We start from the raw sequence: 26,962 nt of genomic DNA on the forward strand, positions 1-26,962 counted from the left end.
TGAACCAGATCTTATCTGAGTTCAACCGTTTTTTGAGGTCATGCATGTAACTTTCTTGTGTTCTTCTAACTGCCTTTCAAACTACAGCCCCAGCTTCTGCCCTTTCTCCAACCGCTGAATCTGTTGCTCTCCGGTATCCGCCAGTTCACGGAACTGATTAATCGTCTCCCGCATCCGTGGCAAGGCCTCCTGCTTATAGAGACTGATGGAGTCGAGTGCGGAAAGCACATCCGTGAAGGCCTGCTTCATCGTATCAACGGAAATGCTGGCCTCATAAGCTTGCTTCTGGATGGCAATGCCCTGATCTTTCAGCATTTTGGACGTACCTGCGATCAGGTCGTTGGTCGTCCGGTTAAGCAGTTCAATCTTCTGCAATACAATCTTCTGATTGTAAAGTGCACTCGCGACGGTGACGGCAATTTTCAATGCCGAGATCGTTACATTTTTGGCGCGATCCACACCGCGGATCAATTCCTTGTTGTTGCGGATGACAACTTCAATTGCCATGATGCCCTGTTGGTTCACCACCAGCATTTGCTGTAAATCCATGACCCGCTGACGAAGTGGGAACAGCACTTCTTCCGTGATAAAACGGACTTTCTCCGGGTCCTCATTACGTACTTTGGCGGCTTCGATCTGTGCGTCAATCGACTCATCCATCAGCACGCCAAGCTGAATTTCCTTTTGCAGTCGTTTGGTGAGTTCCCGCAGATTTTGCTGTTCAATCTCCAGTGTTGTATTGTCGTTTCTCAGGGTCGCTCTGCCTTTATCCAGCGAAGTCACGATATCGGCGATAACCGCGTCAGCCTTCTGGTATTTCAGGAAATAGGCCCGGAGCGGATTGAACAATTTACCGAGGAATCCGGTCTTGGCAAAGTCGACCACGCTAGGGTCGAGATCCTTCAGTTGCATATGCAGCTCGGTCAAGCCTTTGGCGACCTGACCGCCCTCGTCTCCTGTCTTGGACAGATGTCCAACGGAGACTTGAAGCAACGCGTTTTTCTCAGAAGAAGATCTCATCGTGTTCATGCCAAAGCCGTCAATGGATTGCAGAATCTCCTTACGTTTCTCCAACGATTCGAGATCGAGTGTCATGATCATCTCCACATTGGCATTTGCGACTTGCTGCAGTTCCGCCACCTCGGCAGGTACGGGCTTTATTTCCTCCTCTATTACCTTCTGAATTTCCTTCTGGCTTGGTATCTCCATCGAAAACGACATCCAAGTTCCCCCTTCAATTACGTGCTATTTAAAATGGAATAATGAACCTTACATTAGGTCACTTCAAGTGTAGTCCCCGTGCTACATCTGCACGTTGAACAGGTTACCGATTTTGTACACCACATCGTCGGTATCCGCGTTAATGCTAGCTGCTTCGTTAATGCTGGAGATACTCTCCAAAGCTTTGATGTCCGCGTTATAACCGATCGTGTAGATTGGCACTTTGTACGTCTCAACCAGATCACGAATATCCTTCAGTGTATGACCCTCATTGGTCTCTCCATCACTTAGGACAAAGATCAGTGGTTTCACATTAGGATTGGTAGCCATATAATCTTCCAGCATCTTCATCGCCACGACGATCCCATCAAAGGTTGCCGTACCGCCACCCGCTTGCAGGCTATCCACCGTACCAACAAACATCGACTGCTGATTCGTATCATACTTGGCAATTGGCAGATTCACCGTTACTCCACTAGAGTAGGAGACGAGGCCGATGCTGTTATCTGTGCCAAGGAACTTCTGGCCTTTGCGCAATGATTCCTTGAGTCGGTTCAGCGGTTCGCCGTCCATACTCCCGGATACGTCGGTTACAAATACGGCGGCAATCGGTTTACTGCCGTTCTTTTTCTCTTTCCATACTTTCTGAGCGGACAACAAGGTGCCACCATCCACTGTGTTCAATTCAGACTTGTAGTCCTGCAAGCCGTTGAAGCCAAATTCCTCAGCCGATTGCTGATACTTCGCTTGGGTTACGAATTCTGCATACTTCTTAATGATCTCTTGCTTGTTCTGCGGCAGTTGCCCCAGTGCATACAGCGGGCTGTCATGTCTTACGCCAAAAGGGGTAAAGACGTATCCGCTTTTCAGATCTGCGGTGTTTACGTAAGTCTGGTACTCCAGTACAAATGCGTCCAGTCGGCCTGACTTGGCTGCCTCACGCATCTGAATGGTTGTGGACGCCGTAAACGGTACGTTCGCTTGGAACTTCTCAAAACCCTCAATCGCTTTCTCACCAAGCGGATTGGAGCTGTCGTATGTGTTGAGTGCCGTCACGAGAAAGTTTAGGCCCGTGGAACTGGCAAATGGATCGGTGTACCCCATCGCGAGCTCATTGTTGGCAATCGCTTCGGTCACGGTTTTTACATTAACCGATCCGTACGTGTCGACCAGCGCATCATATTTGGCTTTCGAGATGACGATACCAGGAACGTTCCCCACCAGTCTTTTGGATACCAGGTCTGTCTTTACTCCGCTTGCAGCTACCATCTCGCCCCATAACTCATTCGAAGGGGTAAACGCATCAGGCACATATTTACCAGACTTAATATAATCAGCCGCCGTACCGGATGCGATATTGCGTAATTTTACCGAAACCTGTTTGCCGCCAACGGTAATGTTAGCCTTGTTGAACTCTTCGGTTACTTCGGTTAACCAGCCATCCGCTCCGGTTCCCGCCTTTTCAATGGAAGAAAAGATCTCTACATAATCATTCGTTGTATTCTCGACCGTGATCGGAAATTTGGAGATGTCCGGCAGTGATTCAGCCACATCCACCGGGTCGAGATCAATCTGTCCCTTCACGGGTTCAGCCGTTGCCGGCGCAATGTCCGCATACAGCTTGCCTAACTCTTTGCCTGCATTCTCTGTCGTTACCTGTGTGCTGGATTTACCAACGTTCGACGTCAGCGTAATCCCTGCATATACGAGGCCAAACACGAGTACCAGCATCACGATCGATATGAAAAAAAACTTTCCCTTCTTAGCCATACGTACAACCCCTCACTGTCTGTATAATTTGGTGTGCTTGATTAATTGGTCAATTTCTTGCATACATGGCATTTGTTCAATATCTCCTGCTTCAAAGCTGTCCAGGCGGGAGATTTCCAGCATCAATTGGTCAAGCTTCAAAAGAATTTCCTCATTGGTATGAAGCGAGTTTTTCACATAGCTTAGATAGTCGTTATATACTTTGGTCTTTTCTTGAAAAAGCTTCTGGGGAAGTGTTGCGGATTTGGACTTCATCAGGCTGGCGTACTCCGCTTCATCGAACACATTGAGTCGGTTAAGTACACTTCGGATGTTGAGGTATAACAGCTTCTCCACTTCGAGGGTGACCGAAGCAAATTTCTTGTAACTCAGTTCCCCTGGATCAAATCGCTGATTCAGCACGTTCAGGAGGGTTTCTTTCTTTTTCTTCATGCGGCTTAGTTGAGATAATCCCAATGTGATATCTTCCTCAAGCACTTTAATGCGTCGATAGAAGGATAACGCTTCCACATAATCTTCATGTGTTTCGATATTCTTCACAGGCAAGACTACCGGCTGTCTGAACAATAAAGTGTAGCTTCCATAGAAGAGAGCCATCACGCTACCGAACAGAAATGTCACCGAGAGCGCTGTTGTAAATGCTCCCCCGCCAAACTCCAGTCCGATGAATCCTGGTGAGAACAATAGAACATTCATGACCACAACGCCGAAGATCAGCCCCAGCAGTTTTATGTACTTTATCATGTAAATCATCAGACCTCCTTTCGCGCTATGTGTTGGACCTTTATGTCGATATTTACCATTGGAACTTTATTTCATTGTACATGATGTTGCCGCATTCGGGTGGATTAATATGGATATTCATAATATACGTGGCTTGGGCTTATCCCATTTCATCTTTAGAGGGACAACTGGATAAGATTTTGTAACCTTTGGAAAATGAGCCTGATACCCTTGAACAATCGGTGGCGGAAAAAGAAATGTTATCAGGTAATACGTGGAAATTTGCTGTGCGTGTCATTTTTTATATAGGGCTTATTCGATACGATAAAAATCAAAAAAACACCCCGACGCCAGCGCCGGAGTGATGATGATGTGTGTGCTCATTTTATTTTACGAAAAGATGGATTCCGGTTTACTTCGCGTTGTACGCACCTCCACCACTTTCCCGGCACATCCGTTATCGTCCAACGCCTGGAATGCAACTCGCACACTGTCTTTGCCTGACGTAACCGTCTGGGGGATATCATAGGTTACGTAGAATACTTCACCGATCTTGTTCATATGAATTCGCTGTTCACCGACCACATGTCCATCGACGGCGATACTAAAGATTCTTTCATGCATCGTTCCTTCCCGTTCAAAAGGAGAATGATCCCCGCCCCAGTATGCCACGCATACATAGTTCGGCGCAGAACCATCCACCGCCAGCTGGTAGCTGAAGTAAGCTCCGCTGACACCAAATGCTTCCCGCCACATATGCAGCTTGTTGCGGCTGTCTGTATATGAACCGTTATGATGTTCTGCGCGGCAATTGCTATCCAGATGATGTCCAATCTCATCCTGCTGACCGTCAGGCTGCACCCTGTCGATGGTGATATCATTCAATTCCTTCTCCAGTGCATCCCCTTCATCGTTAAACGGCCAATAGATTGTATAGAACTCATGATGCACATCATAGAACGGAATCAGTTTCACCGGGTTACCGTCTGATGTGACATCCTTGCTGATCTCAAACGTCAACGTACTTGCGTCTACGGCCTTGATCCACTCGCGTACATCCTCCTGCTCTGTCCAGATCACAGGTACAGGTGCCGTTTTGGGATTCAGTGCCGTTTCGTCCACGATGGTATCCTCGGGCAGCCCTTCGCTTCCCAGAGCCCCTGCCAGTACAATCGGGCCGTACAGGAATGCCACCTTGTGTGCATCATCCCGGGATGTGTATTGGTGAAGCGACATCGGCAGCGTGATGGTGATGACATCACCAGCGGTCCATGTGCGCTCGATGTTGAGGTATCCGGCTTCCATCCGGGTATGCGGATGGGCCGTATCCCCGTTGACTGTTGCCGTCATGGGCTCCTGCAGCCATAAGGGCACACGTAGTCTAAGATTGGCCGAGGCGCTGCCTTCGGTGATCGTAAGGGTTACCTTTTCCGAATAAGGAAAGTCGGTTTCGAGCTTCAGTGATATGTCTTGGGATTTCCAGTCCAATTGGGAAGCGATATATAGATTTACGTACAGATCCTGCTCATCCTCGAAGTAGATTGCCTCGGCGTATTTGCCCGGGTTCTCCATGCCAGATCCTGTGCAGCACCACCAGGCAGTATCGTGAGTACCGTAGATTTTGTAGTGGCCTTGCAGTGTTGATGCAAAATACGTTTTGTTGCCTGTGTCCGGGTCCTGTGTGCCCAGGATATGGTTGAAGATCGCATTTTCATAATAGTCCATGTAGGCACTGTCGGGATTCCAGGTGTAGAGCTGCTTCGTCAGATGCATCATGTTGTGTGTACAGCAGCTCTCTCCGGTTTTGATGCCGAGACTCTCCATGCCTTTCGCTTCATAATGCTCCGAAATGCTCGTAGCACCAAATACATAAGCCCGATGATGAATCGTAGTGTCCCAGAAAAACTCCGCCGCTGTCCGGTAGCTCTCGTGATTATGATCCTGATTGTATATTTCAGCTGCACCGATGACTTTCGGAATCTGCGTATTCGCATGTTTGCCCTGAAGATCATCCTGCTTGTGCTCCAACGGTTCGAGGATTAATTGATGTGTGAATTTGTTGGCTATCTCAAGGTATACAGACTTCCCGGTGATTCCATACAAATGGGCAAACACTTCATTCATTCCACCGTGTTCACATTGAAGCATGATCTGCATCTGTTCCTCGGTCATCGGGCTTAGACCTTCTACCGCCCAATCTGCAAACCGCGTTACCACGTCAAGAGCCTGCCCGTTGCCCGTTAATTTGTATGCATCAATTAGTCCGCGATAGATCTTGTGCACGCTGTACCATGGAACCCAATATTCACCGATGTTAAAACCACCAATGTGTTCTGCCCGAAATGCAATGCGGAAAGCTTCTTCGGATAAGCCGCCGACATACCCGCTGCCCGTTGTCAGCTGAATAGATGCAAGCTCACTGACGGCATAATCCAGCGTTTGCTTTAACGTTTCATTACCTGTCGCCTGATAGGTCACAGCCAGGGCAGACAGATAGTGTCCAAGGGAATGCCCGCTAATCGAGCGTGCCTCCCAACCCGCGTATCGTTCCTTTTTCGCCGGTAACCCATGGGCCTCAAAACACGGTGCCAGAAAACGATCAATGTCCAGTGATAACAAATACTTTTCTCCAACTTCCTGTGACGTTTGAAAAACGCCATTTAACAGATCTACATGCTCAGGTCCCAGAAATCCCTTTTTGGTTTCAATCATTCTGCTCGCTCCTCCTCGGTATGTAGTGGATATTTAGAAGTATTTATATAAGTGTACAAAGGGTAAAATCCGTTTTTAAATTCATGTGTCCCTTACGAACTTTCTTCATACAGGCCTTGAATATCCTCATATTATCAAATAAAATACAACTACATCAGACTCATAATCCAAGAAAAGGTGGAGAAATCCGTCCTATGCAAAAGCCATTGGAACATTACTTGTGCGGCAAGTTCATAACCGAAGGCAATTGGAGCCATATGAAGCGCAGCATGCCTGTTCACGAGGTCATTTTGATGTTAGAAGGCGAGATGTACATTGCCGAGGAGGACGAGCAGTTTGTGGTTCGTGCAAATGATCTGCTGTTTCTGAGAGCTGGACGCACCCATTCTGGCTATCAGGTCAGCGATGCTCCCGTCAGCTTTTATTGGGTTCATTATGATTCAATTGAGAAAGAGTTCGACCAGTATCCCACCCATGCGACTATTCAGGTTCCGTCCACCGCCAATCAGCTGTTCAAGCAATTGCTGCATAGTTCATCGTTCTCACCGGAAGAAGCAGACGCCGCATTGCTGCTGCTGCTCAAAGAACTGGAACGCAACACACAGGCGGGTTATCGGCCTCACAATGCGATCGTTGACCACATCTGCAAGTGGGTGGATATTCATCTGCATACCGACATTACGGTTGGCAAGATTGCCGAGACTTTTAATTTTAACAAAGATTATATCTCCAAAATGGTAAAACGTGAGAAAGGCATTGGACTCAAAACCTATATCCTCACGGAACGGATTCGCCGGGCTAAGCAGATGCTGCTCAATACCAATGCCAGTGTGAAAGAAATTGCGGGGCAATGCGGTTTTTCGGATTACAAACTCTTCCTGCGCATGTTCAAACAATACGAAGGCAATACTCCCACCGAATATCGCAATAATTTGTATTCCACACAGCTCAATCGCCTATAATGAACCTTATACGTGCGAACCTTGGATGTCTTGTGCGGAAGTACCAACTCATAGAATTTCATGAGTCATATATAGAAAATTTGAATTAATCCAGTACCATTAGGTGTGATACAATTCAAGTCAACTATATCTCTTATCAAACCAAGATTAAATCAGAAGGAGAACTTGAGATGACAACGGCAGTAACGATTCATCCCGCTACAGAAGCTGACCATGAAGAAATTGTACATATTCTCATTGAAAGTTACTCCGAGTACCGGGACACGTTCCAAACACAGGAACAATGGGAACATTATTTGAAGGACATTCGGGAATCGCCGAGCAATCCTTATATCAAGCAATTATGGATTGCCAAAATAGATAATCAGATTGTTGGAACGGTCCAATTGTTTGAGACTGCGCATAAGGCTTATCCGAGCTTCGAGTTGCCTATTGATTATCCGTTTATTCGACTGCTGGGCGTTGATCCCAAGTGGAGAGGTCACGGTATTGCCAGAGAATTGCTTCAACAATGTGTTGAGTCTGCTAAAGACATGGGCAAAAATACGGTGTATTTATATACGGGCGGCCAGATGGTCAACGCGATCCGATTATACGAACGTTTCGGTTTTGTAGAAGACCCGGAATTCAGTTCCGAGAGTGGTGGAGGCAAAGCGATCTGCTACCGTTATGATTCATAATTCTCGCAAATGGTAATAAGCGCGGATAACACAAAAAGGGATGCCCATAAGTCATTAACATGACAGAGGGTATCCCTTTTTAGCGGTTATTCTGAGCTAAAGAATCGGAATAGAGCCGCAAATGCTATTCGCTCCATTTTCCACACTATTAACCGCCGATTTCCACCAGAATTTTCGCATGGCTCTTGTCGGTCATGAGCAGTTCAAGTCCTTCCTGAACGATGTCGTCCAGCTTGATTTTTCTGGTGATCACCTGTTTCACATCAAGTGCTCCCTCAGCAATCAAAGAGATGACTTCAGGGAAGATATGACGGTAGGCCAGCGTTGCTGTCAGGTTCGCTTCTTTCACTAACAGATCGAAGAAATTCACCTGTAGTGGATTCGGAATTGCTGCGATGACAACAACTTCTCCACCTTTTTTGATCACAGCTACGGCGCTATCCATGGTTGGCTGTACACCTGCCGCTTCATATGCTACATCTATTCCGCCAGACTGCTGCAAAATCACTTCAGTGGCATTAACTTTGGCACTATTCACCGGAATGGCTCCCAGCTTGGCAGCCAAATTCAAGCGTTCTTCAAATACATCGACTGCATAGATCGTGGAAGCTCCAGCAGCTTTGGCTGAAAGGATCGTCAGCAGTCCAATCGGACCTGCACCATATACGGCAACCTTCTGACCCACTTTTAATTTGCTATGGCGAACCGCATGGAAAGCTACCGCTGTAGGCTCAACCAGTGCGCCCTCTTCAAAGGAGACGTTATCTTGCAATTTGTGCACCATATACGCCTCAACCACAACGTATTCAGCAAAGCCTCCGTCACCGTTCAGTCCCACAAATCCGAACTCGGTACATTGGTTATAGCGTCCCTGAATACAGTACTCACACTTTCCGCAATGATACAGCGGTTCAACAACGACACGGTCCCCTATACTGATACCGCTTACATCACTTCCCAATTCACTGACGGTTCCTGCAAACTCATGACCAAGTGTCAGCGGCGCTTTCTGTCCTGAAAGCGGGTGGTTCTGCCCTTCCTGAATGCCTACGCCATGATGGTAAGCATGTAAGTCACTACCGCAGATTCCTGCGTACTCGACTTTAATTTTCACTTGTCCTGATTGGGCTACCGGTATTTCCCGTTCTTCGACCCGGACATCTTTTTTGGCATACCATACTGCTGCTTTCATGAGATACATCCCCTTTGGTTTATCTTGTCTACCTGAGATTCAACTACTGTCTATTAATTATATCGCTGTTCACGTATTATTCATATTTATAGATACTAATGTTAATATTACTTGTACTAATGCTAAAACGGAGATGAAACCATGAATCTGGAACAACTTGAATATGTCGTTGAAATTGCCAAAACCCAATCGTTCTCGGCTGCCTCGGAGCACCTGCATGTCACTCAGTCGGCAATCAGCCAATCTGTACATCGACTTGAAAATGAGCTGGGTATGATCCTGTTCGAACGCTCGCGCCATGGGACGTTCCCCACCCCTGAAGGCAAACAGTTTATTGCCAAGGCACTCGATATTTTGCAGCGAATTGATGAATTGAAATCACTGAATGCCGAGACATCCTCGTTAACCGGAGACCTGCATGTTGCTACTTTTCCAAGTGTGATGCCTTACCTTGTTCAGACTACTGCAGATATGAAACGCGAGCACCCTCAATTGAATATTGCCATTGAAGAGAAAGGTTCCATGGAAATTATCGAGGACATCCGTAACAACAGAACCCACCTGGGCTTCATCGCCATCTACGCCAAACAATTGAGGGAATTCGATGGACTGCACTTCAGTCCTATGTATTCAGGCAAACTGGTTGTATGCACTCATCACCAATCCGAACTAGCCAAGCTTAACCGGGTTACTCCCGAACAATTAAAAGAACATAAGCTTGCTCTGTATCGTGATGGATTTATCGAAGATTTCCTGCAGGAGTTCACGTATGATTATGGCCCTCTGTCCATCCTGTTCAAAACGAACAACTCGGAAGCGATCAGCACCGTTCTAAGAAACAATATTGCCGCCACCATTGGTCATGACTTTTCCTTCTACCAACATCCGCTATGGAAAGAAGGCATTGCAAAAATGGTAGAGATCGCCTCGATCGACCAACCTAAAATGCAAATCGGCTTCGTACAGACCGAATCCAAGGAGGTTGCTGTGGCCGCAGAGCGATTTGCTCAACGCTTCAGACAGGCAATTGAGCTGGATCAGTTATGATGGCAGAGTCTAAGTCATAATTGGGATGTCAAAAAAAACACTCCGGTGTTTGCACCAGAGTGTTCCACATTTGATAAGGATTCAACTTACTGCTTACTGCTTGCTTCCTTTATACCTTTACTTTTCTTACAGCTTCGCTCAACTCAATCGTATGCTGCCTCAGCAGGGTGGACGTTTGTGCCACCTTCTGGAACATGCTCGACTGCTCCCCTGTCAAACGATAAATGTCATCCGAATGATCTGAAACGCCGGATGAAATTTGCGAGATCGTATTGACCGATGCTGCCGCTTCCTCGGAACCCGCCGATATTTCCTCCGCTGCTGCGGATACCTCCTGGATACGATATGTTACCACACGAAACGCCTCAACCATATGCGTAAAGGCAAGCTCTGCTTCTGCTGTGCTCGTCACCCCCTGGCCGATCTCTTGCGAGGTAACATCCATCTGTGATCCGATATGCTGGGACTCCTTCTGAATACCGAGCAACAAATCCGATATCGTCTGCACAGATGTGCCTGAAGCCTCAGCCAATTTTCGTACTTCATCCGCTACAACGGCAAATCCCTTCCCATGCTCTCCTGCATGAGCGGCTTCAATTGAAGCATTCAGCGCCAGCAGCTTGGTCTGACTCGCAAAATCCCGCACCGTATGAAGTGCACCGCCGATTTGCTGTGAGAAGTTGTTAAGCACCTGGACCATGGCTACAACTTCAGCAGATACAGCCGAAATGCTCTCCATCTGTTTCTTCATTTGCGTCATGCTCTGCTTACCCGATTGTGCCGTAGCAAGCGCAGTTGTTGCAGCGTCGGACACGGCTGTAGATGACTCTGAAATATCGGTAATCCCTTTAGCGATTTCTTCCATCGCATTGGCGCTGTCGCTAGCACCTTGCTTCTGGGTATGCGCTCCCTGTCTGATCTGCTGCACGGATTGGTCAACACTCTTATTCATCTCAAGCATATCTTCTGCATCACGATTGAATTGCTCCGTTGATTCCGCGAGAATATCCGTGGTTACCGAAACACCCGCGACCATGTCGCCAATCATTTTATTTAAGTCCCCAGACATATGAATCATCGCCTTGAATGTGCTGCCAATCTCATCCTCACTTTGCAGCCGATACGCGGTCAGGATTCGATTGGCTTCCGCCAGCTCACCTTGCGCCATTTGTTCGACGCTTGCCTTCAACGGTTTCAGCGGTCGCAGGCCTCTTACGATGAACCACAATACAACTGCGATGCCTGCAACCGTGATGAACAACAACAGGGCATACAACGGAATGCTGGATTTCATAATATCTGACTCAATACTTCCAATGACCGACACAGCTGTATCGATTCCTAACACACCCGTTAAGGCCCCATTACTGTCCAGAATCGGAGCGTATGAGGAAATATATTCACCATACTCCTCATTATTAATGATAGGGGAACTGGCTGTTTTCCCTTGCAAGAGCTTTTGGACTGCATCACCTGGGATATCCGTCACTTCATTGATCGGTGATGCTTTATCTGCATCTTTCATGCCGTCCACCATAATGAGAGGTGTGCCTGTATCGTCTATTTTTACAAAATACACATACATCGCACCGATGCTCACACGAAAATCATCCAGCTCATCACGAATCTTCAAGAACACGTCATTTTCCTTGGGGTCTTTGGCAAATTCCACATACGGTCCTGTATCCAGCTGTTTCACATAACTCTCGGCAATTTGAATATTGTAACTCGATATGGCCTCCTGCGCGGCTAGCTTCATATTCGCCAGCTGAAGCAGCATGCTTCCCGCAGATATAATCACAATGACCAAGGTAACAATGGCAACAATGCGAACAACCAAACGTTTCTTGAAAAAACCGACCATCCAATCCTCTTCCTCTCACACCTGTATGTAAGCCTTTTCGACTACGCCCTACCCAAAAACTACATGCTTGAAGCACTATGTAATGTGAAAATAGTATATGAAGTTGTCGAATTAGGCAAGAAAATATTGGATAGAGATTAGAACACTATCATCACTGTGTTAGCTTTATTTTTATAGAAGTATATCCATCTTTGTTTCGATGAAACTGTTATGCTTTTATACAAAGAAAAACTCCGACGTATGCGTCAGAGTTTAGTCAACATGGGTAGGTTAAACCTGGTTTTCGTAAGTGATCTCACAGATACATCACCAATCAAACCCATTAAGAGATATCTGTATACACCACTGAGTTAATAGGGATTTCAGATTGGTTTATTGACTTACCAACGCATATACCAATGCTCTTCTTATTCATTAATGAACTTGAGATTTGTACAGAAACCACATCTATTGGAAATTCCTTATTGTCAGGTGTTCGAACAACAATATGATTATGGATTCGCTTTTTGATCTGATCATGGCTTAGGTCATCAAGAACAGGATTGATACCCACTAAAATAGTGCCATATTCGGATGATTCAAAAATATCTCCAACCTTCATCAATTTATGCATATTTATCATCCTTTCTATCTGTGTTGAATATAAAGTTCATTCTTCACATCTTGTACACGGAGATCTGCGTTTTTTAATCTCATACTACATCTCTAAGTAGTGTCATTCTCTCTACTGAAGTTAATTCTGGTGCAAACCTCGCTGCTCTTATGCTGGCTTGTGCTTCGTCCAAAGCAAAATTTCGTGCATACGTTGCATCATCAAGATTATATAGTTCAAAGGCCCTTCCGCTTTTAAACGCTTCATCTGAAAAACCTGGCTTTGGGCTGCTTCAAACTGTCTGGAGACTGATAACAGCTGTTCCGGGGTTACTTTTATCGTCGTCATGTGGTACCTCGTTCAAAATATATTCGTTGTTATATGAATCCAAGGGAGGAGTCTGATTTATGTAAGATTCAAACACACTTCTGGTCCTTTATTATAAAAGCAGCTCATGTCATGTCGTAGCTACTGGCGATTTATTTATCTAGTTCGCATTACCCCTATTTTTCCATAATATAACATCAAACTTCAAATCAGTCCCCATTAATACTTTGCTTTCTCAAAAAAAAACACCCCAGCGTGAACGCTGAGATGTCTTGTTACTGCATAGCTATTGATGCTTTTACAACACTAAACTTCTTACCTTTGATTCTTCCTGAATCGAATCAGTGACCAGAGAATCAGTAACACGAGTACAGTTAGACAGATGCTGATGCTAAAACGATTGCCTTCATCAAATACAAACATGACTGCAATGACACCGAGACACAGCACAGCAGCTCCAGTAACGTAAGGAAATCCCCACACCTTAAATGTCGGTTGTACTGGATATCTCTTGCGCAGCTTCATCTGTGATGTGGCGATACAAATCCACACAAGCATCACGACAAACCCCGGAACCGCCAGCAGCACGCGGAAGAGCTGATCTTGTGCGAATAGCCCCAGCATGGAGCCCCCAAGTAGAATCACAGCACATACCAGCAGTGTATTTACCGGACTGCCGTTGCGATTCGTATGTGATAAAGCCTTGGGAGCTTCACCACCTACCGCCATAGAATGCATCATACGGGATGCGCCATAAATGCCGGAATTTGCAGCAGACAGAACGGCGGTCACCAAAATAAAGTTCATAATATGTGCTGCACCCGGAAGTCCCGTGGAAGCCAGCACCTGTACAAAAGGACTGCTCTCGGGCCCTAATTCATTCCACGGAATGAGCCCACAGATGATGAGAATCGGCAGCGTGAAAAATAAAATGATTCTCAGCATAAAGTTCCCTACAATTTTGGGCATCACCTTGTCCGCATTTTCCGTCTCCGTTAAGGTTAAGCCAATAAGCTCAGATCCTCCATAAGAGAACATGACGACCAATAATGCCGAAAAGATCGATGACCATCCATTAGGGAAGAAACCGCCTGCTTGCGTGTAATTATGCAGATAAGGCGTGTTATCACTTGGAATGATCCCGAAGATCAGACCAGCCCCGAGGATAATAAAAATAATAATCATGGCGATTTTAATGCCCGCCAGCCAAAATTCAAATTCCCCAAATACGCCCACACTCAGCAGATTAATCAGTATAATAAACACCGCACACGCAAGGCTCAACGCCCACAGCGGCACTTCCGTGAACCAATACTGCAAAAAGCTCCCTGCTGCAATCACCTCAATCACACATACCGACAACCAGAGGAAACAATACATCCATCCCATGATAAAGGAGACTCTGCTGCCGAACGCTTCCTGCACAAAGTCTTTCATATTTTTATTCTTGTATACCGTAGCCATCTCCGCCATCGCAGCCATGACAACCAGTAACAATAATCCTGCAAAAATGTACGTTACAATAACTCCTGGACCTGCAAGTCCAATTGTTTCGGCGCTTCCTTTGAAAATTCCGGTTCCAATGACACCGCCCATAGCCATAAAGCTAATATGCCTTGGTTTAAGTTTCTTCTGCAATGTTCCTTCTGTCTGAGCCAATTCAAGTCCTCCTGATGTAAAAAACGTCTGCATTTCTGTTTCATGTTTATATAAACATAATGTCCAGTATACCCTATTGTCCATGCCTCAGCCCAGCAGTTCCGTACGGCCAATTCATCCCAAACGAATGCTGACATAACCTATGTTTTATACCCCACAGTGAGACAAAGCAATCTGTATGCAGTCCAACTCGTTCATTTGAATACATTCTACTCTTCTTGCGATCTCCAATATGTATGATTTGTTGCAGTCCATCACTTCGCAAAACAATTAATAAACGTAAAAAACCAGCCGTCTGTATGCAACAGAATACTGGTTTCCTTTGTCCATGCTATGTTTTACTTCCTATCATGTAATTTATAATTCCTTCGTCATAAAAGCGCTGTTCGGGTCCAAACTATAATCTGCGAATGGCTCACAGTATAGAAACCCAAAGTCCTCATACAGCTTACGCGCCGGAATAAAAGAATCCATCGAACCTGTCTCCAGACTGATTCGTTTATATCCCCGATTCTTGGCAACCTCAATAATATGGGCAAGAATTTGTCTTGCTACGCCTTTTCTCAGGTGGGCTGATGCTGTACGCATCGATTTCAATTCTGCATGCTCCGAATTCAATTCCTTCATGGCCCCGCAACCAAGCAGCTCCTCCGCTTCCCATGCACACCAGAATGTTATCTCAGGTTTCTTTAACCCATCGAGATCCAGGGCATGAATGCTTTCCGGCGGAGAATCTGCTGCCATTCCCTGCAGATGTTCTGCAATTAATCCAATGACTTGATGACCGCTCAAATCGTCTACTTTGATCTCCATATCTACCACTCCTGCCGACATTTTGTTGTGTGTTGTATCACTGAATACATGTCTATTGTTTATATAGTACTACCATGATAGGTTTCCTGACAACAACTTCAGAAACACGAATGAAATGTCTATTGTGATACCCTTAAATTTCCATTATAGTGAGGCTATCTGAAACCAAAAGGAGCGAAGAATACTGCGTAGCAGTCATATAGCTAATTGTCGTACCGAGGTGAAGCGAACTTAATTTGTGAAAAGGAGACTATCATGACATTATCGACTGAAAATCTGTTTTATAGCAAACGCTTGAAAATGACTCCGCCCCGTGCTGAAGACGTGCAGACCATGCTGCAATGGAATGAAGATCCTGAGTATTTGCGAAATGTGGATACGGATATTGCCATTCCATTTTCGGAAAAGCAGCTTGAAGATGAGGGCGAGACAAAGGACAAGGAAGTTTACTTTCGGCTTCGAACGCTTGAGGATGAACAACTGATCGGATTCGTTGTCATTCACAGCATTGAATGGAACAACCGCTGCGGACAACTTGCCATTGGCATTGGACTCGCAGAGCATCGCAACAAGGGATACGGAACGGAAGCGTTGAACCTTATTTTGCGGTATGCCTTCCATGAATTGAATCTGGACCGGGTAGGTCTGGATGTCATCGCCTATAATGCCAAGGGCATCCGTGCCTATGAGAAGGTCGGCTTTCAGTTGGAAGGTCGTGCTAGATCAGCCGTCTATCGTGATGGAAAACGCTATGATCGCTTATTGATGGGAATTCTAAGACCAGAATGGGAAGTACACAATCAGATCAATGTGGAGGGTGGACAAGCATGAATATGAATGCGGAAGTTACTGAATTTATCGAACAGATCCCGGTTCCCTGGCAAGCCCCGGTTGCAAGTAAACTACGGGAGTTGGTACATGAGTCCATCCCTGAAGTAGAGGAGCGTGTGCAATACAAGAAACCTCATTTCCTGAAAAACGGTAAATATGCAGCGGTCATCTCCCCTTCCAAGCCAGCAGTATCCTTCACGATCTTCAATGCAACCGAACTTGAGCTGCCAGATGGGATATTTGAAGGCCCAGCGGAACGTAAAACAATCAAGATCAAGGAAAAAGATACGCCTGACTATGAGTGGTTGGCTGCACTTCTTACACAGGCATCGGCAGAACTTTAAGCTGGTATAGAGGATATAACGTGTCATAGATTTTCTAACCGACTATAGCAACTATTAAAAAGGCCAACCAGCATATCTGGTTGACCTGATCATACGAAGGGGCTTCCTATACTGTTGAACACATATGGAATAGCCCCTTTTGGGTATGCAGCTGTCAATACAATTTAAATCGCATCTATGCAATAACAGATCATTAGAGATCACTCATCAGGATTGTTGATAAGATACCGCGGTCATCTGACACGGCTCGCAAATGAACATGTAATACATGCCATCCCCGTACTCCTCAACCTCGCTCCAGTCCATTTGTCCAACGGCCCTCATCCTAGAAGAGCAGCATGGACAGTTCGGGTACTCCGCGTCCTGAACCCATCCGGGGTGGCCCCCGATCTGGGATGTAGAAGGCTCCATCGCCCACTCACTGCCATGGAACGCATGACGTGGAGCAGTCGCAATCCGAAACTGCCGGCCTGCATCCGGTGCAAGCTGAATATTGTCGTCCGGGTCAAGATCATCCGCTCCCATCGGCATCACATTATGCGTACTCCAGAACGGTTCACCTGCTGAATCCATCTCCATATAAACGACGCCATAACAGCTACACATAACGCAAGTCTGCACTTGAAGCCACTCACTGTTCCAAGCAACGTCCTGCAATGCTGGATGCCGTACATCCAGATCAATTAAGGTTGTTAACTGACTGCCACACCACTCACAGTTATCGGTACTGGTCAACAGCATGGAGATCGGGTCGCCAATTGATGTGTCGTCAGCCCCTTCATTCTCTTTTACTTTATAGAGTGAATAACTTGGGGTGATAAATAAATCCTTGCGCTGGCCTTCATTCGTTAACTCCCAACCGGCTTCGGTTGTATAGTGCTCTGGTGCGACATGCAGCTGATCTGCCCAACGAGGTGGCGACTGCCTCCATTGCTGGAACTGACGTACGACAACGTCATCTCCAATATAGGCGAGCATGAGCAACAAATTATTCCGATTCTCATCATCGGTGTTCACCCGCTGCAACAGTTGGTCACGTACTTCCGGTGAGGCACTCGTATACAAAATGGCAGGGTAGTAGATTTCGCGCTCCAACAGCTCAGGAATCTGTGCAGACAACGACGTATCATGGTAGCAGACCAGATACACCAAAATATCTTTACCTGTATCGTCATCCCCCATACGAATCAGTTGCATCGCATAATCGATCATGAGGGCTTGCTGCTCCGTAGACAAGGATAGATATACTTCTTCTTTGGAATGCGCGTATGCCACATAACGGATTAGTGGATCATGAACCTGGCGTGTATGCATAATTTTCAAAATCTCCACAGGGTCCGTGATTCCCTCATACAAATCCACGTCGCGCCGATTGGCTTCAATGTATCTCTGATGTGCCTCGCGTTCCATCTCCTGCTTGCAAGGCATGCAGTACCCACCTGTTCTGGCAGCCGTTGCTGGCAAAATTGTATTTGGGCACTCCTCTCGTATGCACGGAATACGTTCTGTCATCTATGGGTACCTCCTCTGCTATTGATCACGCTTCACGATCCATCGAGTCCAATCGATATCAATCAGCGGGAAGGTAGATTAATGATGTCCCAGTTGGTCCTTCGTAAATTCATAAAATGCGATCGCATCTTCGCTGCTGGCAAAACCCGCCTGAGCCATCTTGTCGCTGCCGCCACCTTTGCCCTGGTAAGCACCGAGATTGCCCTTGAAGAAAGGTCCACAAGCCCACTCCGGCGGCTGCCCGTTCTGCGCCAATACAACTTTGGCCTCCGAGATGCTCGCAAAGAGTACAAGGCCCTCATGTTCTGATGTCAGCTTGGTCGCCAGACTCTGCATATCCTTGAGCGATTTGTCCTCAAAGATTTGAGCAATGACAAGCCCTTCCCGTGCAGATAAAAGCTCTTGCGCATAATAAGCGTCATTGGAAGATTTAACAGCGTTCAACTCTGCTTGCAGCTGCTTTTGTTCTGCTTCCATTTTGTCGATCCGATCCGCCAGCTCTTCCCGGCTGGTCTTCAATTTGGCTGTAATTCCGGTCAGCACGCTTTGTGCGGCGTTGAACTCATTCAGTGCTCGGTATCCGCATTTAAAATAGATCCGGGTACCGCCCTTCACTTTCTCGGTTTTCAACAGTTTAATAATCCCGATCTCTCCTGTGGCTGACACATGTGTTCCACCACAAGCGTTATATTCCACGCCCTCGATCTCCACGATTCGAATATCTTCGGTTACGGAAGGTTGCTTCACCAGCGGCAGACGAGCCGCCTCTTCCGCAGTGACCCATGAACTGCTGATTTTGGCATTCCGGTAAATCTGCTGATTGACCTCCATTTCAATTGCAGCCAGTTGATTCGCTCCCAGTTCGGCTGCAGCCACATCAATCGAGATATAATCTGTCCCCAGATGAAAACTGAGCGTCATCGCATCTGCCATCTTCAACGTAATAGCCGACAGCAAATGCTGCCCGCTATGCTGCTGCATATGATCGAACCTGCGCTGCCAATCGATGTGGCAATCCACATCGTTCTGCTCCGGCGCACGCTCCAGCTTATGCAGCACCTCACCGTCTTCACTAATTACATCCAACACTTCAATGCCGCCGATTTGCCCCAGATCACAAGGCTGTCCACCCCCATGCGGATAAAAAGCAGTCTCTGCCAGCGTGACATATATACCGTCTTCCTTGTCCACTCTGCCTGTAATTTGTGTATGCCACTCCCGTGTGTACGCGGAGTCATAATAGATTTTTTGCGTCATCGAATCATCCCGATCCCTTCTCGTTCAAATGGCTATCCATACTCTCCAGATTACACTATCTGGAACCGCCAAGCCAAATTTTCCGCCTCACTTCTCCGTTTTCCATATCAAAAAGACCACTCTGTAAGCCAAGCTACAGAGCGGTCTCCTTACTTATATCCACTATCCCCGTTTAATGAAACGTTGGATATGGATTGTACCTATGATTACACCAAAGCGAGATGCAGTCATATTAATTTGGTATAGACACAAGAGCGAAACAGACAGAAAGAACCTGAAGAAGCGGAGCGTGCTCCTTTATCACCGGATTTCTCCCTTCAGGGGAAAATCATTGAAATCCGGGGGTAAGAGAGATCGAATGGTTTTCTGTCTGTGTAGTTCCTGAGTGTCTAAATCAAGTATGGTCTGCAATCGGAGTGGCCACGTGTAATCCCGTTGCACTCCATATTTATTTCATTGACTCGGATAGCTCTGTAAATATAACACCCAGCGCATATGCGCCAGCATCCGGGTATCCGAGACTGCGATCGCCAACAGCACCCGCGCGGCCCATACGTGCCACGATGTCTTCTGTTTTCTTCGCACCTTCTACTGCCGCTTCGGCACCTTTGGCAAACGCCGTTTTGAAGTCATCTCCAGACTTCGCACTTTGCGTCCATGCGTCTGCACAAGGGACAAGTGCGTCAATTAATGTCTTGTCACCTACAACGGCACCACGTCCGAAGGACCGTTCGCCAGTAGACTGAATCCCCTGCACTGCCGCCTGCATCATATCAGCGAACTCTGCAACGTTCAATTGCTGCTTGTCACCAACGGCTTTGCCTGCTGCCCGGAATGCCGAACCCCAGATTGGGCCGGATGCACCACCGCAGTATTCCATAATGACAAGAGAGCATGCATCGAGGAATGAACCGATATTCTTTTTCTCTTCGTTCACGATATGGTTCCATTCGCGTTTGAGCTGTCTAAAGCCCTTCGCTACACTCATGCCAAAATCGCCGTCACCTGCATGGGAATCCAGTTCACAGAATGGTACTTCGTTCTTGATGATGATCTCACTCATCTTATCGATCAGGTAGACGATATTATCCACGGAGAATTGATTGTTGTTGATCACCGCAGACGTTGCAGGTGTCTCCACTTCATAGGATACTGGCGCATCTTCAGTCACGACGGCTTCCAGTGCTTCGGAATATGTCACTTGTGCTACTGGAGGACCAGACACTTTGAAAGCAGGTGTATCACTTTCCTTAAACAACAACGTTTTCAGTTCATCGTCCAGTTTCAGGATGGTTACCGATGCGCCTGCCATATCGATGCTCGTCATGTAATTGCCAACAAACGTAGTGGCTACACCCAGTCCTGAACGCTGTGCCAGCTCACGTTGAACCGAGTTGTTGAGCAGATAGAGCTCCTGTAAAGGTGTCGCACCAAATCCATTGACAAGCACTGCAATCTCAGCGGAAGCATCGTTGTCCAGCTTCATGTCTGCAAGCAGTGCTTCAACCATGCGTCCTGCAAGCTCATCCGCAGATACCAATTTCTCGCGGCGAATTCCGGGCTCACCATGAATTCCCACACCGAATTCCATCTCATCTTCAGCGATTTCAAATGTCGGTGTTCCTTTGGCAGGCACGGTACAGGATGTGAATCCAAATCCGATGCTGCGAACGTTCTGGGCTGCTTTCTCAGCAACAGTTTTCACCTCTGCCAGACTGCGGCCTTCTTCGGCTGCGGCTCCAGCGATTTTGTGCACCAGTACGGTTCCGGCAACGCCGCGGCGTCCTACCGTATACAGACTGTCTTGAACAGCAATGTCATCCTCAACCCGTACATATTGCACGTCAATGCCATCTTCCTCGGCAAGATGCGCTGCGTTTTTGAAGTTCATCATGTCGCCGCTATAGTTTTTGATGATTAGCAGCGTACCCTTATTACTGGCTGTGGCCTTGATCGCCTGGTATACCTGAATCTGGGAAGGGGATGCGAATACATCTCCACAGACCGCAGCATCCAGCATGCCTTTGCCTACATAACCCGCATGAGCCGGTTCGTGTCCACTGCCACCGCCGCTGATGAGGCTGACTTTATCCCCATTAATTTCTCTGCGTTTAATGACCTTATATTTTTTCAAAAATTCAAGCTCCGGGTGCGCCAGCGCAATCCCGTTGCACATTTCCATGACGACATTTTCAGCCTGATTGATGATTTTCTTCATGATTTCACCTCCCGGCGAGCTGCTTTGTAGTCCCGTCCCATACGGTCAGCCGCTGCAATGGCAGCGGCCACTTCAGGAACAGTAATCGGGAACGGCATGGCGTGAATGGATTCTTCCGGAATACATGCGATCTCGGCCACCTTCAACAACTCTTCCTGAGTAATGGTATCTACACCGATATCCGCCAAGCTTATAGGCAGTCCCACTGCGAGACAGAAGTCCATGACTTCATGCAGCTCTTCGGTTGGTGCATTTTCAAGGACGAGTTGTGCAATCGTACCGAATGATACTTTTTCACCGTGGAAGAAGTGATGTGTACCCTCCAGAACAGTCAAACCATTGTGGATCGCATGGGCTGCAGCCAGACCTCCACTCTCAAATCCAAGACCAGACAACAGAATGTTTGTCTCAACGATGTTTTCCAGCGCTTGAGTCACGACGTTGCTGTCACTGGCTACTTTCGCTTTTAATCCATCCGTCAGCAGCATTTCATAACACAGTTTTGCAAGAGCAAGTGCTGCATTCGTACCTACTGCGGATGGCGTGTATCCTTCACGGGAACCCATCGGCAGACTTGCGTTAACACGAGAGTACGACTTTGCTGTAGCTCTTGCTTCGAAGTACGTAGACAACGCGTCACCCATACCCGATACAAGGAAACGTGTTGGTGCGTTTGCAATAACCGTTGTGTCCACGAGAACAACACTAGGGCTTTGTTTGAAATACGCATAGTCATCAAAAGCACCTTCCGGCGTATACAACACAGCAGAGTGACTTGTTGGCGCATCCGTTGCTGCGATGGTAGGACAGATGATTAGCGCTTCGCCTTCTGCCACACATTTGGCTGCATCGATCGCTTTACCGCCACCGAGGCCAATTGTACATGTGCATCCTTTTTCTTTCGCAATTTCCTGGAGACGAGCAACTTCCTCGCGGGAACATTCCCCTCTAAAACCGCTTTCAACAAACGTAATATTGAATTTTTGTGCCGTTGCATCGAGCTTCGCCTTTACACGCTGTACATCATCCGGATGTGCGATAAGCAATGCAGATTCACCAAAGGATTTCACAAAGTAACCGAGGTTCAACAATTCGTCTTCGCCTTGCACATATTTCGTTGGACTAATAAATGCTTTTCTCATAATGATATAAACCTCCTATGGATGATATAAGTTCGTTTTCGTTTACTGCATAAATGTCCTGCATACCTTCAACAAGGCTATCTGATGTAATTCTTAGATGAACTTAAACATTAAATTTTAAATACTCACAATTAACCTAAATATATACCATGCATATGAGGTTTACAGTGGACTTTGATAACAAATTATTATAATTTGCAATCGTAATTTTTTGCTTTTCAATGGAATCATGGTATCTTATTGTCATGCGATAGGTTAATTTTTGACATCATCTATACATTACCCGTCATTAACTCATCTTAATATGTACAACTTGCTAACTTTTAACGAACGAAATCATTCATCAGGTTAGCTATGGAGGGTTCCACCCATGATTAAAGAGTATTTGCACATCAATAAAATCCTCGACCTGAATAAATGGAAGCGTCTACAGGATTCTCTTGCCACTGTGACCAAGCTGGCTATTCTAACCGTTGATTATAAAGGCATTCCCGTAACCAGCCATAGCAGCTGTCAGGCCTTTTGCCAAAATGTTCGCAAAGATCCCGAACTGCTCCCCTACTGCCAGAAATGTGATTCTCGTGGTGGTCTGGAAGCCGTTCGATTGAACGAACCTTATGTATATCTGTGTCATTTTAATATCGTGGATATCGCGATTCCAATCACCATTGATGGAAAATATATTGGTGCGGTAATGGCAGGACAGGTGAAGCTCGCTGACCCGGAGAAAGGGACGGAACTGGAACAGATCGTCACGTCCAAGAACGTGCCTATGCATGCTGCAAAGCTAAAGGAATTACAGGACGATTACGACCAGTTGCCTGTCATGACCTATGAAGAGGTTGTGAAAATTTCCAACATGCTTTCTTTACTCTGTAATTACATCGTGGAGGAAGCACTGAACAAAAATTTGCTGGTGGAAATGTTCGAGAAAGCTTCGGGTCATCAGGAGTCTCTGAATCTGTCCACTATTTTGCCTGGATACTCCATCCGTAATATTGAGTCGATCAAAAAAGAAATGACCAATGCGATTGCAGATGCCTATCTTAAAAACAGTCCAAGTGATACAGAGAGCTCCAGCCCGGTGCTCCAACCTGCCTTTGAATATATCCACAGTCACAAGAGTGAGCAAGTCTCGCTTAAACAAATGGCCGATCTGTGCCACCTGAGTCCAAGTTATTTCAGCAGGCTGTTTGCTAAGGAAACAGGTGAGAACTTCACGACTTATATTGCACGACTCAAAATCAAATGGGCCAAGCAATTGCTGGAAGTTACGGACATGCCCGTGTCACAGATCAGTGATGAACTGGGGTTCAATGAATCGGGTTATTTCATCAAAATATTTAAGAAATTCGAGGAGATTACGCCAGCCTTATATCGCAAATACATGCAGAAACAATGAGCACGTTTAGCCATACGTTTTCGTTACAAGAGAAAACTCAATGATATCTTTTTCATATTAAAGATGGGGTTAAAAGATATTTCACCTATTAATCTGCCATTGCTACAATGGAGTCCAGATTACTTAGGGAGGCGTCACGCATGGAATATCGCAAATTGGGAAACAGCGGTCTAACCGTCAGTGAGATTTCACTGGGCAACTGGATTACACATGGAGCACAAGTGGAAGATGGAACCGCAAAAGCTTGTGTCCGAGCTGCTTTGGAGGCAGGCATCACGACATTTGATACGGCAGACGTCTATTCCAACACCAAGGCAGAAACTGTGTTAGGACATGCTCTAAAGGAGACTCGAAGAGAAAGTATTGAGCTGTGTACCAAAGTCTGTCATCCAACTGGCTCAGGTCGCAACGACAGAGGACTTTCCCGCAAACATATCATGGAGGCCTGCAACGCTTCATTGCAAAGATTGCAAACCGATTATATCGATGTCTATTATGCTCATCGTTATGATCCAAATACGCCGCTGGAGGAAACATTCCTTGCGTTTGCCGATCTGGTTCGCCAGGGCAAGGTTCACTATATCGGAGTTAGCGAATGGACTGCGGCTCAGATCGAAGAAGGTTCCGCATTAGCTAAGGAGCTTCGCGTGCCTTTTATTGCGAGCCAGCCACAGTATTCCATGTTATGGCGGGTTATTGAGCAGGAAGTTGTACCAGCAAGTACACAAGCAGGTCTTGGCCACATTACATGGTCTCCCTTGGCTCAGGGCATACTATCTGGTAAATATATTCCGCACGAAGCACTGCCAGCCGGATCACGTGCAGCTGCCGAGGCTGGAGCACCCTTTTTCAATAATCTTGCTGGTCGGTGGTTACGTGACGACGTTCTGACTGCTGTTCAGCAGCTTATTCCACTCGCGAAAGAGATCGGGCTGACGCTCCCTCAACTTGCCGTCGCCTGGGTTCTTCAGCATCCGTATGTGTCATCCGTCATTATTGGGGCATCCCGTCCAGAGCAAGTCCTTGAGAATGTGAAAGCCTCTGGTGTTCAACTGGATCGGGACATCCTGTCCCGCATTGATGAAATATTAGGTGAATGGATTGAGAGAAACCCTGCCAAGACGGGTTAGTAGCTCTTCTTAAACTACTCTAACCATACTCTATAAGTTGAACTAATCATTTTCACGACAACCCTTCAACAATTTCATCTACAATATTCATAAAACGGGAAATCACTTCCTGATTCATGTCCGTCCGCCATGCCGTGTATAACGGTACGGAGGGCGGACTTTCTATTAGTGGTAGAAATACCACACCCCTCCGCTCGAACACATCTACTGAAGAAGGAACGATGGATATCCCCATGCCCGCTGCAACGAGATTCACAATCGTGTACATCTGAATGGCTTCCTGTGTAATACGAGGATCTACACCATGCTCCCTGCAATAATCCAGGATAAGACGATGGAACGGAGAGCCCAGATGCCGCGGGAATAAAATAAAATCTTCTTCCTCCAGCTCGGTTATTGACACCTGAGTCTGTGCAGCTAAAGGGTGATGGTCTGGCAGCACTGCGAGTAATGTTTCCGTCTGACAGACCCGGAACGACAAATCTCCGTTGTGATCCTGATACCGCAAAAATCCAATATGGATCTGTCCATCTGCTAGTGCCTGCAATTGTTGGGACGAGGTCATCTCACGCAACGTAAGTTCAATCTGCGGGTACGCCGCACGAAATTTCCTCAACACATTGACCATAATACTCCCCGAAGCCGAATCCACAAAAGCAACCGTTAAATGTCCAATGATGCCCTGGTCAGCCTTCTGCGTAAGCTGGATGGATCGCTCAAGTTGGGCCATGATCAGCCTCGCCTGTTCCAGAAATACGGCACCGGCTGCCGTGAGACGAACCATTTTTTTCGTGCGTTCCAATAACTTCACGCCGAGCTCTTCCTCCAGATTCTGAATCTGCTGGCTCAGCGGCGGCTGCGTCATATTTAATTTCTCAGCCGCACGGTGGAAATGAAGCTCCTCCGCCACGGTGATAAAGTATCGTAATTTTCGAATATCCATTCGCCTGATGTACTTCCCTTCTGTCTGACCTCTTACTTCATCTGTTCCTGAACCCAAACGGCTGATTCAGCCAGCATCGTCATTAATTCATTAAAGTCCACGGCTATCTCACGAAGAGGTAGTTCTCCCGCATCGTGGATTAACATCAGAACCTTGCCAGAATTTTGATCCAGTATAGCAATGCTTCCTTCGCCAAACCCACCAATTGGAAATGGTTGCAGCTCAGCGGGCAACTCGTATTCCTTCTCATATTCACGGTATACTTCCAGGAACTCGGGATATGCCCAATTCAATTCTTTCACCGAATACAAGGCAGGATCGCCGAAGTTGCATGCACCAAATTCAAGCAAGAGCTCACGATACACTGCGGGCAATTTCACGTTATACTTTTGCTCAAAATCCTCAATGCTCTGTTGCGTTTCAGGAGTACACCCTTCTCCCATTGTTGTATTGTAAGCTTCAACCAAAAGATCACGAATGGGTTCCAAACCTATCGACTCCACTTGAACTCCTCCTCTATAAATGAAAATCAATGAAATTGTGGTCCACGAATATGTTCACTATTAACGACGCGATGATACCAGAAGCTGCATTATTGCTGTTATTGCTGCATTAAAGTAC

The 26,962-nt window shown here is 46.6% G+C and carries 24 protein-coding genes; 8 read left to right on the forward strand and 16 right to left on the reverse strand.

Going from position 1 to position 26,962, the window contains the following annotated elements:
- Positions 1 to 81: 81 nt before the first annotated feature.
- The 3 genes from MHB84_RS08425 to MHB84_RS08435 form a co-directional block, all read right to left on the reverse strand.
- Positions 82 to 1,221: a toxic anion resistance protein gene (locus tag MHB84_RS08425; RefSeq protein WP_063566020.1), complete on the reverse strand. Its 1,140-nt coding sequence runs from the start codon at positions 1,219 to 1,221 to the stop codon at positions 82 to 84.
- A gap of 81 nt (positions 1,222 to 1,302) precedes the next feature.
- Positions 1,303 to 2,991, reverse strand: a complete 1,689-nt coding sequence (locus MHB84_RS08430) for a vWA domain-containing protein (RefSeq protein ID WP_076290389.1) — start codon at positions 2,989 to 2,991, stop codon at positions 1,303 to 1,305.
- Between the two features lie 12 nt (positions 2,992 to 3,003).
- Positions 3,004 to 3,735 carry a hypothetical protein gene (locus tag MHB84_RS08435; protein WP_063566066.1) on the reverse strand — a complete coding sequence of 244 codons (732 nt, stop codon included), beginning with the start codon at positions 3,733 to 3,735 and terminating at the stop codon, positions 3,004 to 3,006.
- A gap of 188 nt (positions 3,736 to 3,923) precedes the next feature.
- Between MHB84_RS08435 and MHB84_RS08440 the strand changes: the two genes are divergently transcribed.
- Positions 3,924 to 4,079 (forward strand): hypothetical protein, encoded by a 156-nt coding sequence (locus MHB84_RS08440; protein WP_341143025.1) that lies wholly within the window; start codon positions 3,924 to 3,926, stop codon positions 4,077 to 4,079.
- A 25-nt stretch (positions 4,080 to 4,104) separates the two neighbouring features.
- Here MHB84_RS08440 and MHB84_RS08445 read toward each other — a convergent pair whose 3' ends face one another.
- The gene (locus MHB84_RS08445; protein WP_076290390.1) at positions 4,105 to 6,426 is read right to left on the reverse strand and encodes a beta-L-arabinofuranosidase domain-containing protein; all 2,322 of its coding nucleotides are present in this window, start codon (positions 6,424 to 6,426) and stop codon (positions 4,105 to 4,107) included.
- 194 nt (positions 6,427 to 6,620) lie between these two features.
- Here MHB84_RS08445 and MHB84_RS08450 point away from each other — a divergent pair, with 194 nt between their 5' ends.
- Together MHB84_RS08450 and MHB84_RS08455 are read left to right on the forward strand one after the other, a co-directional pair.
- Complete coding sequence (locus tag MHB84_RS08450; RefSeq protein WP_143764771.1) at positions 6,621 to 7,388, forward strand: helix-turn-helix domain-containing protein; 768 nt, start codon at positions 6,621 to 6,623, stop codon at positions 7,386 to 7,388.
- Between the two features lie 170 nt (positions 7,389 to 7,558).
- Positions 7,559 to 8,068 (forward strand): GNAT family N-acetyltransferase, encoded by a 510-nt coding sequence (locus tag MHB84_RS08455; protein WP_063566024.1) that lies wholly within the window; start codon positions 7,559 to 7,561, stop codon positions 8,066 to 8,068.
- A gap of 148 nt (positions 8,069 to 8,216) precedes the next feature.
- Here MHB84_RS08455 and MHB84_RS08460 read toward each other — a convergent pair whose 3' ends face one another.
- Positions 8,217 to 9,260, reverse strand: a complete 1,044-nt coding sequence (locus MHB84_RS08460; protein WP_076290391.1) for a 2,3-butanediol dehydrogenase — start codon at positions 9,258 to 9,260, stop codon at positions 8,217 to 8,219.
- Between the two features lie 141 nt (positions 9,261 to 9,401).
- On the opposite strand from MHB84_RS08460, the gene MHB84_RS08465 reads away from it, so the two are divergent.
- A complete protein-coding gene (locus MHB84_RS08465) occupies positions 9,402 to 10,307 on the forward strand; it encodes a LysR family transcriptional regulator (protein WP_076290392.1) in 906 nt (301 codons plus the stop codon).
- 109 nt (positions 10,308 to 10,416) lie between these two features.
- Here MHB84_RS08465 and MHB84_RS08470 read toward each other — a convergent pair whose 3' ends face one another.
- The 5 genes from MHB84_RS08470 to MHB84_RS08490 form a co-directional block, all read right to left on the reverse strand.
- Positions 10,417 to 12,171 carry a methyl-accepting chemotaxis protein gene (locus MHB84_RS08470; RefSeq protein WP_076290393.1) on the reverse strand — a complete coding sequence of 585 codons (1,755 nt, stop codon included), beginning with the start codon at positions 12,169 to 12,171 and terminating at the stop codon, positions 10,417 to 10,419.
- 322 nt (positions 12,172 to 12,493) lie between these two features.
- Positions 12,494 to 12,784 carry a hypothetical protein gene (locus MHB84_RS08475; RefSeq protein WP_076290394.1) on the reverse strand — a complete coding sequence of 97 codons (291 nt, stop codon included), beginning with the start codon at positions 12,782 to 12,784 and terminating at the stop codon, positions 12,494 to 12,496.
- A 147-nt stretch (positions 12,785 to 12,931) separates the two neighbouring features.
- Positions 12,932 to 13,111: a hypothetical protein gene (locus MHB84_RS08480; protein WP_076290395.1), complete on the reverse strand. Its 180-nt coding sequence runs from the start codon at positions 13,109 to 13,111 to the stop codon at positions 12,932 to 12,934.
- Between the two features lie 294 nt (positions 13,112 to 13,405).
- Positions 13,406 to 14,749 carry an amino acid permease gene (locus MHB84_RS08485; RefSeq protein WP_256716862.1) on the reverse strand — a complete coding sequence of 448 codons (1,344 nt, stop codon included), beginning with the start codon at positions 14,747 to 14,749 and terminating at the stop codon, positions 13,406 to 13,408.
- Positions 14,750 to 15,106: 357 nt separating this feature from the next.
- Positions 15,107 to 15,562: a GNAT family N-acetyltransferase gene (locus MHB84_RS08490; protein ID WP_076290396.1), complete on the reverse strand. Its 456-nt coding sequence runs from the start codon at positions 15,560 to 15,562 to the stop codon at positions 15,107 to 15,109.
- A gap of 255 nt (positions 15,563 to 15,817) precedes the next feature.
- Here MHB84_RS08490 and MHB84_RS08495 point away from each other — a divergent pair, with 255 nt between their 5' ends.
- Both MHB84_RS08495 and MHB84_RS08500 read left to right on the forward strand, forming a co-directional pair.
- A complete protein-coding gene (locus MHB84_RS08495; protein WP_083678997.1) occupies positions 15,818 to 16,393 on the forward strand; it encodes a GNAT family N-acetyltransferase in 576 nt (191 codons plus the stop codon).
- 2 nt (positions 16,394 to 16,395) lie between these two features.
- A complete protein-coding gene (locus MHB84_RS08500) occupies positions 16,396 to 16,737 on the forward strand; it encodes a DUF1801 domain-containing protein (RefSeq protein WP_076290468.1) in 342 nt (113 codons plus the stop codon).
- A 207-nt stretch (positions 16,738 to 16,944) separates the two neighbouring features.
- On the opposite strand, the gene MHB84_RS08505 is transcribed toward MHB84_RS08500, so the two are convergent.
- From MHB84_RS08505 to MHB84_RS08520, 4 genes are all read right to left on the reverse strand, one after another.
- Positions 16,945 to 18,249 (reverse strand): DUF1963 domain-containing protein, encoded by a 1,305-nt coding sequence (locus tag MHB84_RS08505; RefSeq protein ID WP_076290397.1) that lies wholly within the window; start codon positions 18,247 to 18,249, stop codon positions 16,945 to 16,947.
- A 78-nt stretch (positions 18,250 to 18,327) separates the two neighbouring features.
- A complete protein-coding gene (locus tag MHB84_RS08510; protein WP_076290398.1) occupies positions 18,328 to 19,506 on the reverse strand; it encodes an alanyl-tRNA editing protein in 1,179 nt (392 codons plus the stop codon).
- Positions 19,507 to 19,954: 448 nt separating this feature from the next.
- Positions 19,955 to 21,724, reverse strand: coding sequence for a dihydroxyacetone kinase subunit DhaK (dhaK, locus tag MHB84_RS08515; protein ID WP_076290399.1), 1,770 nt, complete (start codon positions 21,722 to 21,724; stop codon positions 19,955 to 19,957).
- Complete coding sequence (locus MHB84_RS08520; RefSeq protein ID WP_076290400.1) at positions 21,721 to 22,866, reverse strand: glycerol dehydrogenase; 1,146 nt, start codon at positions 22,864 to 22,866, stop codon at positions 21,721 to 21,723. Before MHB84_RS08520 ends, dhaK begins: the two co-directional genes overlap by 4 nt.
- 370 nt (positions 22,867 to 23,236) lie before the next feature.
- On the opposite strand from MHB84_RS08520, the gene MHB84_RS08525 reads away from it, so the two are divergent.
- Together MHB84_RS08525 and MHB84_RS08530 are read left to right on the forward strand one after the other, a co-directional pair.
- Positions 23,237 to 24,268 (forward strand): PocR ligand-binding domain-containing protein, encoded by a 1,032-nt coding sequence (locus MHB84_RS08525; RefSeq protein ID WP_076290401.1) that lies wholly within the window; start codon positions 23,237 to 23,239, stop codon positions 24,266 to 24,268.
- Between the two features lie 140 nt (positions 24,269 to 24,408).
- Entirely contained in the window at positions 24,409 to 25,398 is a 990-nt protein-coding gene (locus MHB84_RS08530; protein WP_076290402.1) for an aldo/keto reductase family protein, read from the forward strand.
- A gap of 52 nt (positions 25,399 to 25,450) precedes the next feature.
- Here MHB84_RS08530 and MHB84_RS08535 read toward each other — a convergent pair whose 3' ends face one another.
- Both MHB84_RS08535 and MHB84_RS08540 read right to left on the reverse strand, forming a co-directional pair.
- The gene (locus tag MHB84_RS08535; protein ID WP_076290403.1) at positions 25,451 to 26,341 is read right to left on the reverse strand and encodes a LysR substrate-binding domain-containing protein; all 891 of its coding nucleotides are present in this window, start codon (positions 26,339 to 26,341) and stop codon (positions 25,451 to 25,453) included.
- A gap of 32 nt (positions 26,342 to 26,373) precedes the next feature.
- The gene (locus MHB84_RS08540) at positions 26,374 to 26,844 is read right to left on the reverse strand and encodes an SMI1/KNR4 family protein (protein WP_076290404.1); all 471 of its coding nucleotides are present in this window, start codon (positions 26,842 to 26,844) and stop codon (positions 26,374 to 26,376) included.
- Between the last annotated feature and the right edge of the window lie 118 nt (positions 26,845 to 26,962).

The sequence above is a fragment of the Paenibacillus sp. FSL F4-0087 genome, assembly GCF_038020215.1.
Taxonomy (GTDB): domain Bacteria; phylum Bacillota; class Bacilli; order Paenibacillales; family Paenibacillaceae; genus Paenibacillus; species Paenibacillus taichungensis.